This window comes from Acidovorax sp. GW823-FHT02H02, assembly GCF_058797075.1.
This window is the reverse complement of sequence record NZ_JBXAJH010000012.1, coordinates 140,821-159,174: the sequence shown is the minus strand read 5'-3', so window position 1 is coordinate 159,174 and position 18,354 is coordinate 140,821. Positions and strand designations below refer to the sequence as shown.

At 69.0% G+C, this 18,354-nt stretch carries 18 protein-coding genes; 16 read left to right on the top strand and 2 right to left on the bottom strand.

Features of this window, described 5'->3' with window-relative positions; genetic code table 11:
- From AC1RDS_RS14225 to AC1RDS_RS14200, 6 genes are all read left to right on the top strand, one after another.
- Nucleotides 1-597: branched-chain amino acid ABC transporter permease (locus AC1RDS_RS14225; protein ID WP_492227111.1), on the top strand; the 597-nt coding region annotated here is incomplete at its 5' end.
- Nucleotides 594-1,352, top strand: coding sequence for an ABC transporter ATP-binding protein (locus AC1RDS_RS14220; protein ID WP_017404452.1), 759 nt, complete (start codon nucleotides 594-596; stop codon nucleotides 1,350-1,352). The genes AC1RDS_RS14225 and AC1RDS_RS14220, both read left to right, overlap by 4 nt.
- Complete coding sequence (locus AC1RDS_RS14215; protein WP_017404451.1) at nucleotides 1,349-2,053, top strand: ABC transporter ATP-binding protein; 705 nt, start codon at nucleotides 1,349-1,351, stop codon at nucleotides 2,051-2,053. The genes AC1RDS_RS14220 and AC1RDS_RS14215 overlap by 4 nt, the downstream gene beginning before the upstream one ends.
- A 69-nt stretch (nucleotides 2,054-2,122) precedes the next feature.
- Nucleotides 2,123-3,307, top strand: coding sequence for an ABC transporter substrate-binding protein (locus tag AC1RDS_RS14210; protein WP_017404450.1), 1,185 nt, complete (start codon nucleotides 2,123-2,125; stop codon nucleotides 3,305-3,307).
- Between the two features lie 104 nt (nucleotides 3,308-3,411).
- On the top strand, nucleotides 3,412-4,926 hold the full coding sequence (locus AC1RDS_RS14205) for an aldehyde dehydrogenase (RefSeq protein ID WP_227472697.1): 1,515 nt from the start codon (nucleotides 3,412-3,414) through the stop codon (nucleotides 4,924-4,926).
- A gap of 47 nt (nucleotides 4,927-4,973) precedes the next feature.
- A complete protein-coding gene (locus AC1RDS_RS14200; RefSeq protein ID WP_017404448.1) occupies nucleotides 4,974-6,029 on the top strand; it encodes a zinc-dependent alcohol dehydrogenase family protein in 1,056 nt (351 codons plus the stop codon).
- A 100-nt stretch (nucleotides 6,030-6,129) separates the two neighbouring features.
- On the opposite strand, the gene nadC is transcribed toward AC1RDS_RS14200, so the two are convergent.
- Entirely contained in the window at nucleotides 6,130-6,987 is an 858-nt protein-coding gene (nadC, locus tag AC1RDS_RS14195) for a carboxylating nicotinate-nucleotide diphosphorylase (protein WP_103738775.1), read from the bottom strand.
- A 362-nt stretch (nucleotides 6,988-7,349) separates the two neighbouring features.
- Between nadC and AC1RDS_RS14190 the strand changes: the two genes are divergently transcribed.
- From AC1RDS_RS14190 to AC1RDS_RS14145, 10 genes are all read left to right on the top strand, one after another.
- Nucleotides 7,350-7,811 carry a bacteriohemerythrin gene (locus tag AC1RDS_RS14190; RefSeq protein WP_088167133.1) on the top strand — a complete coding sequence of 154 codons (462 nt, stop codon included), beginning with the start codon at nucleotides 7,350-7,352 and terminating at the stop codon, nucleotides 7,809-7,811.
- 44 nt (nucleotides 7,812-7,855) lie between these two features.
- Nucleotides 7,856-9,175, top strand: a complete 1,320-nt coding sequence (locus AC1RDS_RS14185) for a Rieske 2Fe-2S domain-containing protein (protein ID WP_148748456.1) — start codon at nucleotides 7,856-7,858, stop codon at nucleotides 9,173-9,175.
- A gap of 4 nt (nucleotides 9,176-9,179) precedes the next feature.
- Nucleotides 9,180-10,169, top strand: a complete 990-nt coding sequence (locus AC1RDS_RS14180) for an ABC transporter substrate-binding protein (RefSeq protein WP_026062142.1) — start codon at nucleotides 9,180-9,182, stop codon at nucleotides 10,167-10,169.
- Between the two features lie 32 nt (nucleotides 10,170-10,201).
- The gene (locus AC1RDS_RS14175; protein ID WP_017404443.1) at nucleotides 10,202-11,179 is read left to right on the top strand and encodes a Bug family tripartite tricarboxylate transporter substrate binding protein; all 978 of its coding nucleotides are present in this window, start codon (nucleotides 10,202-10,204) and stop codon (nucleotides 11,177-11,179) included.
- A 9-nt stretch (nucleotides 11,180-11,188) separates the two neighbouring features.
- Nucleotides 11,189-12,166 (top strand): PDR/VanB family oxidoreductase, encoded by a 978-nt coding sequence (locus AC1RDS_RS14170; RefSeq protein ID WP_017404442.1) that lies wholly within the window; start codon nucleotides 11,189-11,191, stop codon nucleotides 12,164-12,166.
- Nucleotides 12,163-13,341, top strand: a complete 1,179-nt coding sequence (locus AC1RDS_RS14165; RefSeq protein ID WP_026062141.1) for a Gfo/Idh/MocA family protein — start codon at nucleotides 12,163-12,165, stop codon at nucleotides 13,339-13,341. The genes AC1RDS_RS14170 and AC1RDS_RS14165 overlap by 4 nt, the downstream gene beginning before the upstream one ends.
- A 185-nt stretch (nucleotides 13,342-13,526) precedes the next feature.
- Nucleotides 13,527-14,447, top strand: coding sequence for a LysR family transcriptional regulator (locus tag AC1RDS_RS14160; protein WP_017404440.1), 921 nt, complete (start codon nucleotides 13,527-13,529; stop codon nucleotides 14,445-14,447).
- A 179-nt stretch (nucleotides 14,448-14,626) separates the two neighbouring features.
- On the top strand, nucleotides 14,627-15,601 hold the full coding sequence (locus AC1RDS_RS14155; protein WP_026062140.1) for a tripartite tricarboxylate transporter substrate binding protein: 975 nt from the start codon (nucleotides 14,627-14,629) through the stop codon (nucleotides 15,599-15,601).
- Nucleotides 15,602-15,610: 9 nt separating this feature from the next.
- Entirely contained in the window at nucleotides 15,611-16,780 is a 1,170-nt protein-coding gene (locus AC1RDS_RS14150) for an alpha-hydroxy acid oxidase (RefSeq protein ID WP_059400358.1), read from the top strand.
- Between the two features lie 675 nt (nucleotides 16,781-17,455).
- Nucleotides 17,456-17,959 carry a MarR family winged helix-turn-helix transcriptional regulator gene (locus tag AC1RDS_RS14145; protein WP_204731832.1) on the top strand — a complete coding sequence of 168 codons (504 nt, stop codon included), beginning with the start codon at nucleotides 17,456-17,458 and terminating at the stop codon, nucleotides 17,957-17,959.
- Here AC1RDS_RS14145 and AC1RDS_RS14140 read toward each other — a convergent pair.
- A complete protein-coding gene (locus tag AC1RDS_RS14140; protein WP_492227110.1) occupies nucleotides 17,938-18,201 on the bottom strand; it encodes a hypothetical protein in 264 nt (87 codons plus the stop codon). The genes AC1RDS_RS14145 and AC1RDS_RS14140 overlap by 22 nt on opposite strands.
- Nucleotides 18,202-18,354: the final 153 nt, after the last annotated feature.

Genomic DNA, 18,354 nt, shown 5'->3' with positions numbered 1-18,354 from the left:
CGGTCTACCCAGACCACCCCCGCGCCAGTGCTAGCTTTGCGTACCGTCACTTATTGCACTGAAAACGAGGAGACCCCGATCACCGGGTCGAGCGTGTTCTCCGGGGGGCTGGACCTGGGCAGCCGGCCCGTCCTGTACTTCGCCTCCCTGGGCGCCCTGGCGCTCGCCTCGCTCGGGTTCGTGCGCATCAAGGGTTCGCGCTTCGGCTTGGTCCTGGCGGCCGCGAACCAGAGCGAGCAGCGCGTGGAGGCGTCGGGCTTCAGTGTCGATCGCTACCGGCTGGCGGCTTTCGTGCTCGCCGCGGCGGTCTGCGGCTTGGCCGGGTTCCTGAACGCCAACCTCACCAGCTTCGTGACGCCCGACCTCACGAGCTGGAAGCTGTCCGCGGCGCTCATGTTCATGGTCGTGCTCGGCGGCAGCGGGACGGCCTGCGGCCCGGTCCTGGGGGCGGCCGCGTTCGTGCTCATCGAGCAGCTGCTGGGCAGCAAGACTGCCTACTGGGAGTTCTGGTTCGGAGCCTTCCTGATCGTCGCGGTGAGCGGCGGGCGCCGGGGGCTGGCCAGCCTGCTGCTGGGAACCAAGGGAGGTTCGGCATGAGCGCCGCCGTCGCACCGGTGCTGGCCATGGACGGGCTGTTCAAGGCCTTCGGTGGCGTCGTCGCCACCCGGGACGTGTCGCTGGACATCCGCAAGGGCGAGATCCATGCCCTGATCGGCCCCAACGGGGCGGGCAAGACGACGCTGATCAGCCAGCTGTTCGGGGCCCTGCGGCCGGACCGCGGGCGCATCCTTCTTCACGATCAGGACATCACGGGCCTGTCTCCGGCGCAGCGGGCCCGCAGGGGCATCTCGCGGTCCTTCCAGATCACGGCGCTGGCCCGGAGCATGTCCGTGCTGCAGAACGCCGTGCTGGCGATCCTGGCCCAGGACGGGCACGCCTTCAGCTTCTGGCGCTCGATCCAGCGCGACGCCCCGCTGCAAGCGCGCGCGCATGAACTGCTGCGCAGCGTGGGCATGCACGGCAGGGCAGGGGCGCTGGTCGAGAGCCTGAGTCATGGCGAGCAGCGCCTGCTCGAGTTCGCGCTGGCCATGGCCGGCGACCCCGCGATCGTGCTGCTCGACGAGCCCATGGCCGGGCTGGGGCACGAGGAAGGACTGGAGATGACCCAGCACTTGGCCCGCCTGAAAGGCAAGACCACCATCATCCTGGTGGAGCACGACATGGATGCGGTCTTCGGGCTGGCTGACCGGGTCACGGTCCTGGTGGGCGGCACGGTGCTGGCCACCGGCACGCCCGCGGAGATCCGCGCCAACCCGGATGTTCGCAACGCCTACCTGGGGGATGATCTATGACGCTCAGCGTTCAACGTCTCTCGGGCGGCTACGGCGCCAACCGCGTGCTCTTCGACGTGGACCTGTCCATCGGAGAGGGCGAGGTGGTGTGCCTCATGGGCCGCAACGGCATGGGAAAGACGACCACGGTGCACAGCATCCTGGGGCTGCTTCCGAAGAAGGGCGGGAACGTCACGTTCCAGGGCGTCGACATCACCGGCCTGGCGGCCGACCAGATCGCGCGGCTGGGCGTGGGCCTCGTGCCCGAGGGACGGCACATCTTTCCCAACCTGTCCCTGCACGAGAACCTCATGGCGACGGCGGCCAGCCGGACCGCGGGGGCCGCGCCATGGACTGTGGATCGCGTCTACGAGATCTTCCCGAAGCTGCACGAGCGCCGCCTTGCCGCCGGAAACTTGCTGTCGGGCGGTGAGCAGCAGATGCTGGCCATCGGACGCGCGCTGATGACGAATCCCCGCCTGCTCATCCTGGACGAAGCCACCGAAGGGCTGGCGCCCTTGATCCGGGAGCAGATCTGGCGGTGCCTGGCCGATCTGCGCCGCACGGGCCTGGCGATCCTCATCGTCGACAAGCACCTCAAGAAGCTCGTGCATCTGGCGGACCGCTTCTACGTCATGGAGCGCGGCCGCATCAAATGGACGGGGACCGCCAAGGACGTCGAGTCCGACCTGGAAAGGATCTCGGGGCTCATGGCCGTGTGACCCGCGCCGTGGCGCCGGCCCATCCCCATCCCCATCCGCTTTGCTTGTTCCATCAAAGGAGACGATGAAATGAAGATACTGGGCATTTTTCTGGCGCTGGCTGCCGCCATGGCCGCTCCGGCCGGCGCGCAGACGCCGCCGATCAAGATCGGGGTCGTGACGACGCTGACCGGCGGCGGCGCGGTCATCGGCCGGGACGTGGTCGATGCGGTCAACCTGGGGGTCGAGCACATCGGCGGCAGCATGGGTGGGCGCAAGGTCGAGATCGTCTACGAGGACGACGGGCTCAAGCCCGAGCTGGGGCGCCAGAAGACGCAGAAGCTGATCCAGCAGGACGGCGTCGACGTGCTGGGCGGTTACATCTGGAGCAACGTGCTGCTGGCCTCGCGCAAGCCGATCGTCGATGCCGGCAAGGTCGTGGTCAGCGTCAATGCCGGCCCGTCGGACATCGCGGGCAAGCTGTGCTACGAGAACTTCATCGCGATGCACGCGCAGAACGACGTGCTGCCGATGGCGGTGGGCAAGCTCATGAACCTGCGCGGCGCCAAGAAGCTGTACTTCATGGCCCCGAACTACACCGCGGGCAAGGACTTCCTCCAGGCCGTGCGGCGCGTGTACACGGGCGAGGTGGTCGGTGCGGACATGACCCGGTGGGGCGACGATCCGCAGCTCGACTTTTCCGCGGAGCTGAGCAAGGTGAGGGCGTCCGGCGCCGATGCTTTGTTCGCCTTCTACCCGGGTGCCGCGGGCGCTGCCTTCGCGCGGCAGTTCGACCAGTCGGGCCTGGCCGGCAAGACCAAGCTCTTCACGGCCTTCACGCTGGACCAGCTCAACCTGCCGAGCCTGCAGGCCGCGGGCGTGAAGGGCGTGCTTGGCTCGGAAACAGCCGACTTCTGGGCGGCGGACCTGGACAACGCCGAGAACAAGCGCTTCGTCAAGGAATTCAATGCCAAGTACGGCCGCCTGCCGTCGAACTACGCCGCGACGTCCTACGACATGGTCACGCAGCTGAAGGCCGCCGTGGACGAACTGGGCGGCAACACCAAGGAAGCCGCGAAGCTGAGCGCGGCGCTGCGCAAGGCGGCCTACCGGTCCGTTCGCGGGGTCCAGTACCGGATCGGAAAGAACGGCTTCCCGGTCGACCGGTTCGTCGCGGTCGAAGTCGATGGAAGCGGACCCGTCTGGAGCCTCAAGTCCAAGGAGGTCGTGCTCGAGGGCACGGCCGATCCGCACCTGGCGGCTTGTCCGCTGTAGGCGAGAGGCGGCCGTGCCCGGTCGGGTGGCGCCGCCGCGCGGCGCGCCCCCGCAAGGGCCGCCCGTGTCCACCCCGTTTGTTCAGAAAGAGGATCCGAGCCACCATGTCGCAGTCAACTTCGCTGCCGAATCACGAGATGGGCGCCCGCAGCTACGGCCTGCACATTGCCGGCGAGGCCGTCGCGGCCGAGCCGGGACGTACCTTCGAGTCCTTCAACCCCACGACCGGGCGGCGCTGGGGCGACTTCGCCATCGCCGGCGCCGACCAGGTGGACCGGGCGGTGACGGCGGCCGCCAAGGCATTCCGCGGCCCCTGGTCCCGCATGTCCGCGACCGAGCGCGGCCGGCTGCTGATGCGCTGGGGCGACGCGATCGCGGAGAACGCGATGCACATCGGCGCGCTCGAGGCGACGCAGAACGGCAAGCTGGCCTCGGAGATGCAGACCCAGGCGCGCATCGTGCGCGACTGGCTCTGCTACTTCGGCGGCATGGCCGACAAGATCGAGGGCGCGGTCATTCCGGTCGCGCAGACGTCGGTGCTCAACTACACGCTCAAGGAGCCCCTGGGCGTGGTGGCCGTCATCGTGCCCTGGAACTCTCCGACGCTGCTGATGATCGAGTCGGCCGCGCCCGCGCTCGCCGCGGGCAACACCATCGTCGTCAAGCCCAGCGAGGTGACGTCGGCCTCGGCGATCGAGATCGCCCGGCTGGCGGAAAGCGTCGGCATCCCCCCCGGCGTCCTCAACGTCGTGACGGGGCTGAGGGAAACCGGGGAGGCGCTCGTCGGACACCCGCAGGTCCGCAAGATCTCCTTCATCGGCAGCACGGACGTGGGACGGGCCATCGCCGCCGAGGCGGGCAGGAAGCTCGTCCCGTGCACGCTCGAGCTGGGCGGCAAGAGCCCGAACATCGTCTTCGAGGACGCCGACATCGACCGCGCGGAAATCGGGGTGCTGGCCGGGATCTTCGCGGCGGCGGGCCAGACCTGCGTGGCGGGCTCGCGCGCCTACATCCACCGCCGCATCTACGACGAACTGGTCTCCCGCCTGGTGCGGCGGGCGGGCCGGATCGCGGTCGGCGACCCGCTGGCGCAGGCCACCCAGATGGGGCCCGTCGCGAGCAAGGCCCAGCTGGACAAGGACCAGGCCATCGTGCGCGAGGCCGTGGCCGCAGGGGCCAGCGTGCTCTGCGGGGGCGAACGCCTGGCGGTGCCAGGCTTCGACGGCGGCTACTTCTTCGCGCCCACGATCCTGGGCGGGGCGGATGCGGCCAATCCGGTGATCTGCAAGGAGGTCTTCGGGCCGGTCCTCGCGGTCATGCCCTTCGAAGACGACGACGAGGTCCTCGCCCTGGCCAACGATTCGGAGTTCGGGCTGGCCGCGGGGGTGTGGACCAAGGACTTCCGGCGCGCGCACCTGATGGCGCGGCGGCTCGAGGCGGGAACGGTCTGGCTCAACACCTACCGCACGCTGGCCTTCAATTCGCCCTTCGGCGGCTACAAGTCCAGCGGAATCGGGCGCGTCAACGGCACCGAGGCCGTGAACCACTACCTGCAGACCAAGAGCGTCTGGTGCGAGCTCGGCGACGAGGTGCGCGACCCGTTCGCCTTCAAGGCCTAGGCACCCTCCCGGCCGCACAGCCACAGATCCATCGCATAGGAGCCACGATGAGAGGTGTCGTATTTCCCGGGAACCGCAAGATCGAGTACCTCGAGGTGCCGGACCCGACGCCCGGGCCGCTGGACGTCGTCATCGAGATGAAGGCGTCCGGCATGTGCGGCACCGACCTGCAGAACTACCGCAGGCCGCTGGACCAGCCTGCCTACATGCCATCGCTGATCGGCCGCCCGCCCATCGCCGGCCACGAGCCCGCGGGCATCGTCTGCGCGGTCGGTTCGGCCGTGCCGGCGCAGCTCGCGCGGGTCGGGCAGCGGGTCATGGTGCACCACTACCAGGGCTGCAACGCCTGCGCGCACTGCCGCACCGGCTGGCAGCAGCTGTGCCGCAACGTCCAGCCGATGGTGCGCGTGTACGGCAACAACGACGACGGCGGCCACGCGCCCTACCTGAAGGTGCCGGCGAACACCGTGGTCACGCTGCCGGATTCGCTGAGCTTCGAGGCCGGCGCGGCGATCGCCTGCGGAACCGGCACCGCCTACCAGGCGCTGCGGCGCATGCACCTGTCCGCGGCAGACACCATCGCCATCTTCGGGCAGGGGCCCGTCGGCCTGTCGGCCACGCAGTTCGCGCGGGCCATGAATGCGCGCGTCATCGCCATCGACACGAACGAGCAGCGGCTCGAGCACGCACGCCGACTGGGCGCCGACGTGGCCTTCGCCCCGTCGGGCGACGGCGATGTCGCAGAAGCCATCCTGGAGCTGACCGGCGGGCAGGGCGTCGACAAGTCGCTGGAGACCTCGGGGGCGGCATCCGCGCGCAGCGCGGCCATCCGTGCGGCCAAGACCTGGGGGACCTGCTGCTTCGTCGGCGAGGGCGGCGAGGTGCGCATCAACGTCAGTCCGGAGCTGCTGCGCCGCCAGATGACGGTCATGGGGTCGTGGACGTTCTCGACGACCGGCCAGGCCGAGTGCGCCGCCTTCGTCGCCGCCAAGGGGCTCGACGTCGGCCAGCTGTACACCCACCGCTGGACGCTGGACCGGGCCGAGGAGGCCTACCGGCTGTTCGACCAGGGCGTGGGCGGCAAGGGCGTGTTCCTGCTCTGATGGCGGCGGGGCGCCGGTACCGGGGGCGTATGCGGGCCACGGCCCGGCGCACGGGCCCGTCCGGTCGCCGGCATGCGCGCCGACGCGACGCGGTCCCGGCTCAGGCCTCCAGCGGCCGCTCGCTGAAGCGCATCGAGAAGTCGACGGCCGTCACGTCCTTGATCAGCGCGCCCACGGAGATGCGGTCGACGCCGGTCTCCGCGTAGGCCCGCAGCGTCTCGAAGGTGACGCCGCCGGAGACCTCCAGGCTGCAGCGGCCCTGGGCCAGCCGCACCGCTTCACGGACGGTCTCCAGGGGCATGTTGTCCAGCAGCACCATGTCCACGCCCGCGTCGAGCGCTTCCTGCAACTGCCGCAGCGTCTCGACCTCCACCTGGATGAAGGCCACGCGGCCCTTGAGCGCCTGCGCCGCGCGGAACGCGGCCGTCAGGCCGCCCGCTGCCGCGATGTGGTTCTCCTTGATCAGGACGGCGTCGTACAGGCCCATCCGGTGGTTCTGGCCGCCGCCGCAGCGCACGGCGTACTTTTGCGCGGCGCGCAGGCCGGGGATGGTCTTGCGCGTATCTAGGACGGCCGCGCGCGTGCCTTCGACCACCTTGACATAGCGGGCGGTCTTGGTCGCCACGCCGCTGAGCGTCTGCAGGAAATTCAGGCAGGTGCGCTCCGCGGTGAGGAGCTCGCGCGCCACGCCTTCGATCACCACGACGGCCTGCCCGGGCACGCAGGTGCCGCCATCGGGTACGCGCCAGTCGGCCCGCGCCGTCGGCGCCAGGCGGTGCAGTATCTCCTCGACCCAGGGCCGGCCGCAGACGACCGCCGCCTGGCGGCACGTGATGGTGGCCGTGGCGCGGGCGGTCGCCGGGACCAGTTCCGCGGTCAGGTCTCCCGGGCCGACATCCTCGTCCAAGGCACGCTCGACGTCCTGGTGCACCTGCTTCAGAAACTCTCTCTCACTCACGTTCAATCCTTTTTGTTCATCCTGGGGAGGCCGCGTCCCGGCGCGGCCGTGCCGCCTGTGCTTGCGTGGGCCGGCGGAGCGCCAGCCACCGGGGCCACCGGCGCCGGAGCATGGCTTGCGGCCTCACCTCGCTCATGCGCGCGACTGGAGGAGACGTTTGCCCGTCGGCCGAACCGGTGCGCACGCACGCACACGCACCGCCATGCGTACACATCGAGTCCGAGTTTACAAAATTATTAGAGACCAAATGATTCTAGGGAAACCCCGTAGGGAAAACCGTTGCCCGGATCAACGTGTGCCCCTAAAATCATTAGGCGACTAACAAAACGGGGCACCGCCAGACGGTGCCCGCATTCCCCGCCATGAACCCCACTGAAACCTCGGCGCCGATCTGGTCAGACTCGCTACTGCTCGGGCATGCGGCGATCGATGGCGAGCACGAGCAACTGGCCGAGCTGATCGAGCGCATGCGGTGCGCCGCCGCGCCCGAGATGGCGCAGGCGCTGGACGCGGTGCTCCAGCATGCGGCCTCGCACTTCGCGGCCGAGAACGAGTTGATGCGCACGACGGCGTTTCCGCCGCGCGACTGCCACATCAGCGAGCACGAAGCGGTGCTGTCCACGCTGCGCGGCGTGCGTGCCCGCCTGGCGCGCGGGGAGGTCGAGGTGGCCCGCCGCGTGGCGGACGAGCTGGCGGCCTGGTTTCCGCCCCACGTCCAGCACCTCGACTCGGCACTCACCCATTGGCTCTGCAAGCTGCAGCACGGCGCCAAGCCCGTGGTGCTGCGCGTGGGCCGAAAGCCCGAGGCCGCCCTGGCCTGCTAGTTCAACCCCCCTGAAGCAACCACCACTAGAGATGAGATGACATCATGATGACTCACGAAGAGAACGAACTGCTTTGCCGCGTCGAAGGCGACGCCCCGATGGGACGCCTGATGCGCCGCCACTGGATGCCCATCTGCCTCGTGGAAGAGGTGAGCGAACCCGACGGCACGCCGGTGAAGGCGCGGGCGTTCGGCGAGGACCTTGTGGTCTTCCGCGACAGCGACGGCCGGGTCGGCGTCATGGATGAGTACTGTCCCCACCGTCGCGCGTCGCTGGTCTACGGCCGCAACGAGGAGGGAGGGCTTCGCTGCCTCTACCACGGCTGGAAGATGGACGTCGACGGGAACGTGCTGGAGATGGCTTCCGAGCCGGCTTCGAGCGGCATGGTCGACAAGGTCAAGCACACCGCGTACCCCACCAAGGAATGGGCTGGCATGGTGTGGGCCTACATGGGGCCCAAGGAGACCATGCCCGAATTCCAGCCGCCGCCGTGGGCGCCGACGGCGGACACGCGGGTGAGCATCGCGAAAGTGCTGCTGCCGTGCAACTGGGCGCAGATCCTCGAGGGTGCCATCGACTCCGCGCACAGCTCCAGCCTTCACTCCTCCGACATGGTTCCTGCGCGCGTGGACGGCGCGAAGGCCACGGACAAGACCTGGCTGCGCCCGTCCACCGACAAGGCGCCGCGCATGCAGGTGCAGCGCACCGGCTTCGGCTTCCGCTATGCCGCGCTGCGCCGCCCGATCACGAACGCCGCGGAGAACGACTACGTGCGCTCGACGGTGTTCGTGGCACCGGCCACGGCCCTGATCCCGCCCAACAACCTCTACAACGTGGCCAACATCAACGTGCCGATGGACGACACGAGCACGGCGTTCTATTTCATCGCCTGGGGCCACCCGTCGCAGACGCCGGAGACCGACACCTGGCGCAAGTTCCTGCGCCAGACGGTGGGTGTCGACCTGGACCAGAACTACCGCCCCCTGCGCAACGAGGCGAACAAGTTCTGGCAGGACCGCAACGCCATGAAGGCCGGCAACTTCACGGGCATCACCGGCTTCCCGAACCAGGACGTGGCGATGTGGCTGACCATGGGCGCCATCGCCGACCGCACGCATGACCGTCTGGGCGCCAGCGACTTGGCGATCGTGGAATTCCGCAAGCAGATGCTCGAGGCCGTGCAAGCCTTCGACCAGGGGGCGCCTGCCATCGGCACCGGCGCCGAGGCGGCCACGCCGGCCGTCTGCTCCTTCCAGGCCATCGTCCCCAAGACGACCGACTGGCGCACCTACGAGACCCGCTATGTCTGGCTGGACGGCGAAAACCGTCCCGAGTTCGAACCCTCCTATTCCGTGAAGTCCTGATCCCGTGAGCAAACTCCAACTCTCCGTCGCCATGGGCGACTACGACCGCACCCGCGCGCTGTTCGACGGCCGCGTTCAGATCGACGGCGTCGATCCCGTGTACATGCTCCTCAATCCCGAGGAGATGTTCTTCCGGGCGATGCGTAGCGTCGATTTCGACATCACCGAGCTCTCGTTCTCCAGCTACCTGGTGAAGCACTCGCGGGGCGAGTGCCCTTACATCGCGCTACCGGTGTTTCTCTCGCGGGCGTTCCGGCACACGTCGATCTACGTGCGCAAGGACCGCATCCGCGAGCCGGCCGACCTGAAGGGCAAGCGCATCGGCTTGCCCGAATACCAGCTCACCGCCAACGTGTGGGCGCGCGCGATCCTGCAGGACGACTTCGGCGTGCGCCCCTCCGACGTGACCTGGGTGCGCGGGGGCATCGAGACGCCGGGGCGGCCCGAGAAGGTCAAGCTGCAGCTGCCGGACGACGTCCGGATCGAGCAGGCGCCCGAGGGGGCGACGATCTCGCAGATGCTCGACCGCGGGGAGATCGATGGCTTCATGGCGCCGCGCCCGCCGAGCCGGTCGGCGCTCGCCAACCCGAACATCGGCTGGCTGTTCGACGACCCGACCGCGGTGGCCAAGGACTACTACCGGCGCACGGGCGTGTTCCCGATCATGCACGTGGCGGCCGTCAGGAAGGAACTCGCCGCCAAGCACCCCTGGCTTCCCGCCGCGCTCGTCAAGGCCTTCACCCAGTCCAAGGCCGCCGCGCTGGAGCTGCTGTCGGACACCTCGGCCACCAAGGTCACGCTGCCCTTCGTCGAGGAGCAGCTGCAGGCTGCCCGCGAGGCGATGGGGGACGACTTCTGGTCGTACGGCGTGGCGGCCTCGGCCAGGACGCTGGAGACCTTCGTGCGGGCCCACTACGAGCAGGGCCTGTCATCGCGCCACGTGCCGGTCAGCGAGCTCTTCCACCCCGCGACCTACGAGACCTACAGCATCTGATCCCGCACCACCCACAACTGGAGACACCCACCATGAAGCACAAGATCCCCGCCTGGCTGGTTGGCCTGGCCTGCATCGCCCAACTCGCATTCGGCTCCCTGGCCCATGCCCAGGCCTATCCGAGCCGCGCCATCAAGCTCGTCGTTCCCTATGCCGCCGGCGGCCTTCCCGACACGGTGGCGCGCATCATCGCCAAGTCGCTGGGCGATACGCTGGGGCAGGCGGTCTACGTCGACAACCGGCCCGGTGCGGGTGGCTCGGTCGCCGCCTCCGCGATCCTGCAGTCCCCGGCTGACGGCTACACGCTGCTGGTGACCGATGGGCCGATGCTGTCGATCACGCCGTTGATCAACAAGAAGATCACCTACGACGCGGCCAACGACTTCGTGCCGATCGCCCTCGTCGGCAAGGCCCCGCTGTTCCTCGCCGTCAACGCGAACGTCAAGGCGAACACGCTGGACGAACTCGTCGCGCTGGCCAAGGCGAAGCCAGGGGGCCTCAACTACGGCTCCGCCGGCAACGGCAGCATCCACCACCTGACGATGGAGGCGATGAATGCAAGCCTGGGCATCTCGATGACGCACATTCCGTTCAGGGGCAGCGCCGTCTCGGTCCCCGCGATGATCGGCGGACAGGTGGACATGGTGTTCGCTTCGCCGCCGTCGCTCATGGGCTTCGTCAAGTCGGGCCAGGCGCGCCTTCTGGCCACCAATTCGACGACGCGTTCCCCGCTGGCACCGCAGATGCCTACCCTGGCGGAAAAGATCCCCGGCTTCGATTTCGCATTCACGGTCGCGGTGTTGGCGAAGACCGGTACGCCGAGCGAGGTCATCTCCAAGGTCAATGCCGAGATCAACAGGATCGTGAAGGTCCCCGAGGTCATCGAGCAGCTGCGCACTGCGGGCGTCGACCCGGCGGGCGGAACGCCCGAACAGCTCGCGCGGGCGCTGCGTGCAGAGAAGGCCCAGGTGACCGACGCCGCCGCGCGGGCGCAGCTGAAGGCCGAGTAGTCGCGCGTCATGACGCTCACCACACCCCAAACCCATTCCGACACGCAGATGCCGTTGCGCGTGGCGCGGATCCTCGACGTGGCGCGCGACATCCGCAGCTTCGAGCTGGTACAGCCCGATGGCAGCGAGCTGCCGCCGTTCACGCCGGGATCGCACGTCAAGGTCCAGGCCCCCAATGGCATGCTGCGCAAGTATTCGCTGTGCAACGATCCCGCGGAGCGCCACCGCTACGTCATCGCCGTCAAGCGCGATCCGGAGGGGCAGGGCGGCTCGCTCTCCATGCACGAGGAACTGCATGAGGGCGATACGCTGCCCACGTCGCTGCCTTCGAATGCCTTCCCGCTGGTCGAGAACGCCAAGGGCTACCTCTTCGTCGCGGGCGGCATCGGCATCACCCCGATCCTGTCCATGATCCGCTCGTTCGGCGAACTGCCGCCGGCACCGTGGAAGCTCATCTACCTGACGCGCTTTCCCGAGACTGCGGCCTTCCGCGAGGAGCTCGGCGCCCCCGAGCTCAAGAGCCGCGTGCGGATCCACCACAGCCACGGGGACCCCGCGCGCGCCTTCGACCTCTGGCCGGTGCTGGAGAAGCCCAACACGGCCCACGTGTACTGCTGCGGCCCGCGCGCGCTGATGGAGGCGGTGCGCGACATGACGGGCCACTGGTCGCCGGCCAACGTGCACTTCGAGAGCTTCAACGAGGGCGGGGGCGTGCGGCCCGACGACAAGCCCTTCTTGGTGAAGCTGGCCAGCTCAGGCGCGGCGTTCGAGGTGCCCGTCGGCAAGTCCATCCTGTCGGTCCTCCACGAGCACGGCTGCAACGCGGCGTCCTCGTGCGAGAGCGGCACCTGCGGCACCTGCCGCACGAAGCTGCTGAGCGGCGAGGCCGACCACCGAGACATGGTGCTGCTGCCCGAGGAGATGGACAGCCAGATCATGATCTGCGTCTCCCGGGCCAAGTCCGACGAACTGGTGATCGACCTGTGAACGCCGGCCGCCCACTTCGACTCGGCGTCGCCGGACTCGGCCGCGCCTTCACGCTCATGCTGCCCACGCTCCAGCGCGACGCGCGCGTGCGGCTGGTGGCGGCCTGCGACCCGCGCGAGCCGGCGCGCGAGCGCTTCGCGAGCGACTTCGATGCGCCGGTGTACCCGGACATCGAGGGCCTGGCGTCCAACCCGGACGTCGAGGCGATCTACATCGCCAGCCCGCACCAGTTCCACGCGGAGCAGGCGCGCATCGCCGCCCGGCACGGCAAGCACGTGCTCGTGGAAAAGCCCATGGCGCTGTCCCTCGGCGACTGCAACGCGATGATCCGGGACTGCCGGGACGCCGGCGTGCACCTCATCGTCGGCCACTGCCACAGCTTCGACACGCCGTACCTGCGCGCGCGCGAGATCGCCCTGGGCGGTGAGTTCGGGCGGGTGCGCATGATCCACGCGCTCAACTACACCGACTTCCTCTACCGGCCGCGGCGTCCCGAGGAGCTGCGCACGGAGGAGGGCGGCGGCGTGGTGTTCAGCCAGGCCGCCCACCAGGTCGACATCGTGCGCCTGCTGGCCGGCACGCGGGTCAGCCGGGTGCGCGCGATCACAGGCGACTGGGACCCCAGGCGCCCGACCCAGGGCGCCTATTCGGCCCTGCTGTGGTTCGAGGGCGGGGCGTTCGCCAGCGTCAGCTACAACGGCTACGGGCACTTCGACTCGGACGAATGGTGCGGCTGGATCGGCGAGATGGGCGCCGAGAAGTCGCCCGAGGCGTACGGCGCCGCGCGCCGCAAGCTGGCGACCGTGGGTTCGCCGGAGGAGGAGGCGCGCCTGAAGGCGGCCGGCACCTATGGCGGGCCCGGCTACGTGCCCGCGTCCGCGGGCGCGCCGCCGGCGTGGCACCAGCATTTCGGGCCGGTCGTGGTGTCCTGCGAGCGCGGCGATATCCGTCCGTTGCCCGACAGCGTCTGCGTGTACGGGGACCTCACGAAGGAGCGGCGGCCGCTGGGCCGGCCCGCGGTGCCCCGCTTCGAGGTCATCGACGAACTGTACGAGGCCGTGGTGAACGGGACCGCGCCGCTGCATGACGGCGAATGGGCGCGCTCCACGCTGGAGGTGTGCCTGGCGCTGCTCGAGTCGGCGGGCTCGGGCAAGGACGTGGAGCTGCTGCGCTGAGGCGGCGCCCTTGCGTGCGCCGTGGCGCTCCGCGTGCAGGCCGTGGCCGGAGAAGGCACCGGCGCGTGCGGGCCGCCGGGGGCGGTCCAGGCGCCACGGCCCGCACCTCGCGGCGGCCCGGGTTTCATGGCGCGCCGCGCCAGACCGGGGAGATTCCCATCGATCCAGCCAAAGGGTAGGCCAAGATGCAACCGTCCCACGAGGACCTCAATTTGCTCGTCGTCTTCGAGGCGCTCATGGAGACCCGCAGCGTCTCCAAGGCCGGCGAGCGGCTGCAGCTGAGCCAGCCCTCGATGAGCCACGCGCTGTCGAAGATGCGCAAGGCGTTCGACGACCCCATGTTCGTGCGCGTCAAGAACGAGATGCAGCCGACGGCAAAGGCGCTGGAAGTCGCGGAGCCCATCCGCCAGGCCCTCGAGCTGGCACGCCGCCAGATCTTCTCCAAGGTGGCGCTGGACCTGCGCACCTCGTCGCGCCTGTTCACGATCTGCATGACGGATGTCGGCGAGACCTGCTATCTGCCGATGGTGATCAATGCCGTGCGCAAGCAGGCGCCGTGCGTGCGGCTGCGGACGGTCTCGCCGATCGTGGAGAAGCTGGAGGAGGGGCTGGAATCGGGGGGCGTCGATCTCGCGATCGGGTACTTCCCCGACATTAAGAACGGCGGCGTCTTCCAGCAGCGGCTCCTGCGCAACAGCGGGTTCATGTGCATCACGGGCAACAAGGAATTCGCCGCGCGCGGCGAGCTGGACCTCGCTTCCTTCCAGTCGGCGCTCCACATCGCAGTGCGAACGGAAGGCCGCAGCCAGGAGGTCATCGAGAAGGCCATGGCCGCGATGGGTATCCACCGCAACGTGGTGGCCACGATTCCCCACTACCTCGGCCTGCTGACCATCATCCCGCAGACCGGCCTGACGGCCATCATTCCCATGGACCTCGCCGGCGCGTTCGAGGGCAAGGAAGGCATCGCGGCCCTGCCGCTGCCGTTCGCATCGCCCAGCGTGGAGGTGATCCAGATATGGCACAGGCGCCAGCACGAGGATCCGGCGCACCGCTGGCTGCGGACACTGGTGCGGGACACGCTGCAGAGGCGGGTGCTTGACTAGGAGCGTGCCGTCATGCAGCCGGCCACCTTCCCCACGCGTGCCGCGGGCGGCGCTTCGCTTGTTCCCAGGTCGGCGGGCCAGTCCGCTGGACCGAGCATCCGGGATCGCCCCGGAGGCACCCGGCCGGGCGCAAGCGCCGGGATCCTTTCCGCTTCCAAGAACCATTCAGGAGATACCTCATGAGATTTCGCATGCTGTCGCTCGTCGTCGCGAGCCTGGCCTTGCAGCTGCAGCCGAGCGCCCAGGCGCAGAGCGCCGCCTACCCCACGAAGCCGATCCGCCTGTTCGTGGGCGCGCCGGCCGGCGGCCCCACGGACGTGATCGCCAGGTCGCTCATCCAGCAGATGGGGGATTCGCTGGGGCAGCCCGTAATCGTCGAGAACCGGGGCGGGGCCGCCGGCACGCTCGCGGCCGGCATCGTCGCGAAGTCTCCGGCCGACGGCTACACGCTGATCGTGACGCCCTCGGCGCACGCCTATGCGGCGAGCATGTACGACAAGCTCCCGTTTGATCCCGTGAAGGATTTCCGGCCGGTGGGGCAGATCGGCATGATGCCCCTCGTGGCGATTGCGAACAAGGCCTTCCCGGCGGGGTCGCTGCGCGACCTGGTCGAGCGCGCCAAGGCCCAGCCCACCGCCGTGAACTACGGCTCGAGCGGCACGGGTTCCGCCCATCACCTGGCGGGCGAGCTATTCAAGCTGCGCACGGGCATCCAGATGACGCATGTGCCCTACAAGGGCAGCGCGGGATCCATCACGGACCTCATCGCCGGCCAGATCCAGGTGATCTTCGAGCCGCTCGTGTCGGCGTTGCCGCAGATCCAGGCCGGCCGCGTGAAGGCGCTGGCCGTCATGGGCGAGAAGCGCTCCCCGGCCCTGCCGGACGTGCCGACCCCCGGCGAGGCCGGGCTGCCCGGCGTGGAAGCCAGCGCCTGGTACGGGATCATGGCGCCGGCGGGCACGCCCGACACGGTCGTCGCCAAGCTGACCGCGGCGCTGAACAAGGCCCTGGCCGACCCTTCCACGCGCGCGAGCCTGCAATCGCAGGGCGTCGACGTCACGCCCGGGCCGCCGCAGATGTTCATGGACCTGATCACCAGCGAGATCGCGCGCTGGCGGCCGATCATCCAGGCGGCGGGAATCCGCGCGGAGTAGGCGAGGCGCATGCATTCACACCGCAAACTGCAGCCTCCGTCGGTCGTCAACATCGAGGATCTCCGCCGGCTGGCCAAGAGGCGGCTGCCGCAGGTGATCTGGGACTACCTGGAAGGCGGCGCGGAGGACGAAGTGACGCTGCGGCGCAACCGCGCCGCCTTCGACCGCTATCACCTCCTGCCGCGGATGGTCACGGGCAAGGGCTCGCGCGACCTGTCCATCACGCTGTTCGGGCAGCGGCTCGCGGCGCCCTTCATGATCGGGCCGACGGGCCTCAACGGCATCTACGTGCCGGACGCGGACCTCATGCTGGCGCGCGCGGCCGCAGCGGCGGGCGTGGCGTTCTCGCTGTCCGCCGGCTCGAACAACGACATCGAGGCCGTGGCCAGGGCATCGGCTGGACCCAAGTTCTTCCAGCTCTATCCGTGGGGCGGACGCGAGGTCGCGACCAGGCTGCTGGCGCGCGCACACACGGCCGGCTACTGCGCGCTCATGGTCACGGTCGATTCGCTGATCCCGGGCAACCGTGAGCGGGATGTGCGGAACCGATTCGCCCATGCACTGCATTTCTCTCCGCGCATCGTCTGGGACGCGGCGACCCATCCGCGATGGGTCGTTTCCACATGGTTCGCCCGCGGCATGCCGCGCTTCGAGAACCTGGCTGAGTTCCTGCCACCGGGCTCCGACGCGTACGCGCTGGCCGCCTATACCCGCGCGCAGCGCAATCCGTTCTACAGCTGGGAGGATGTCGCCTGGCTTCGCTCGCAGTGGGCGGGCCCCTTGGTGGTCAAGGGCATCCTCACCGCGGACGACACGCGCCTGGCCGCCTCCCATGGGGCGGACGCCGTCGTGGTGTCCAACCATGGCGGGCGCAGCCTTGACGGCTTGCCCGCCACGCTGGACATGCTGCCCTCGGTCGCCGCCGCTGCCGGGGGCATGCCCGTCCTGGTCGACAGCGGCTTTCGGCGGGGCTCCGACATCGTCAAGGCCCTCGCCCTTGGCGCGCGCGGCGTGCTGCTGGGCCGGGCGCCCCTGTACGGCGTGGCTGCGGCGGGGGAGGCCGGCGCAAGTCGCGCGCTCGAGATCCTCCTGCAGGAGACGGACCGCGTCATGGGCTTGTTGGGGGTGGACTCGGTGGACGCGCTGGGGCACCAGCACGTTGGCCTGCAGCCGGCATGACGCGGCGGGAAAAACTGCAGTTTCCCGGCCGGCGCCGGAGAAGGACCGAAGCAGCATCGGCGGCACAGGCCCCTTGGCAGGGGCGGCATAGACCTCCTCGGCGGGGGCGGTGATGCCGCCGGGACCGGCAGTTCGCGATACCCGCAGGCGCAAGCTGCGGGCCGCGTGTCGCAGGCACCGTGGTCTGGTCAAGAGGTGCGCAACTCCCGCACGCGCATCCCGGGCGGCGCAGCCGCGGAGCGGGGCGCTGAAGCCAATCGGCCGCCGCTGTCTCGAGCGGACGGGAAGCCGCTCGCTGAAGGTTGACGCGCCGAAGTGCGCGCGTAGCCTGGTGCCAAGCGTGCGACGCGGGGCGAAAAGTCTATGGCCTGCCAGAACGAAGGCGTTGGGCATCGTCCCGGCATTGCCCGTGCAACCGCATGGTTTTGTGATCTGGATCAGCATGCCGCCTACTGAGAACAGCAGAATGTACGGTGCTATATTTGTGCGGTCCGCTTGGCCTGGGCAGCACCTTTTCAACCTCCTCCCGCTTCTTCGTGTCCGTCGGCTCGTTCATGTACGCCGATCGCCGCTGTCTTGCAGGGGGTCGGCCGGGCAGAGCGTCCGTTGGGATGCATTGAGGAATGAAAATTGGCAAAAAAGGCAGGGAAAGAGTCGGCGGAGGTAGCGAGCCGTATGCTGCAGCACTGGCATGAGGACGTTCCCGACGACCGTTTAGCGCATCTGGTGAAGGACGCGACGCGCTCCTTTCTTCGATCGCTGCAGACCCGTCTTGCGCGCCACGACGTCCAACTCGGCCATTGGACCTTCCTGCGGATTCTCTGGGAGAAGGATGGGCTCACCCAGGCAGAACTGAGCGCGGAGGCCGGTGTGATGGCGCCCACCACGGCGATCGCCCTGAAGGCCATGGAGGAGCTCGGGTACGTCCTGCGAAAGCAGCGTCCCGACAACCGCAAGAGCATCTACGTTTTCCTGACGCCGGCGGGCAAGCGCCTCAAGGCGAAGCTCGTGCCCTTGGCCGAGGAGGTCAACGCGCTCGCCATCAGATCCCTGACGGATGCCCACATCAGCATCGTGCGGCGCTCGCTGCTGAAGATCATCGACAACCTGGCGAGCGACGAGTGCATTCAGGATGATCCGAAGCGGACAGGCGCCGCTCAGTCATCCGCAAGACCGTAGCCCGCGCTGCCGATGGCCGCGCCCTGGGTGCGGCGCGCCATGGAAGCGCACCGCGCCTCGCGGCAGTGCCACGCTCTCCCCAATCCCTCAAATGCATCGGTCCCGCCGCGGCGCAGTGCGCCCGAGCGGCCAGCCGCGGCGCAGTGCGCCCGAGCGGCCAGCCGCGCCGCATCGGTCTCGATGTGGGTCGACGAGTCGACGATGCCACCCAGTGGACCCCGCGCGCCACAGGCGAGTGGCATGGATGCCCCATGGAACGCACGCCGGAACCCGCCGGGCCAGTGCCGCCGTCTTCTGCCTGGCAGCCTGTGAGATAATTAGAGACCTAATGATTAGACCTACGGAGACATAGCGCGGTTTCGGGATTTACGTGCCGTCGAACGCTGGAATCGCGC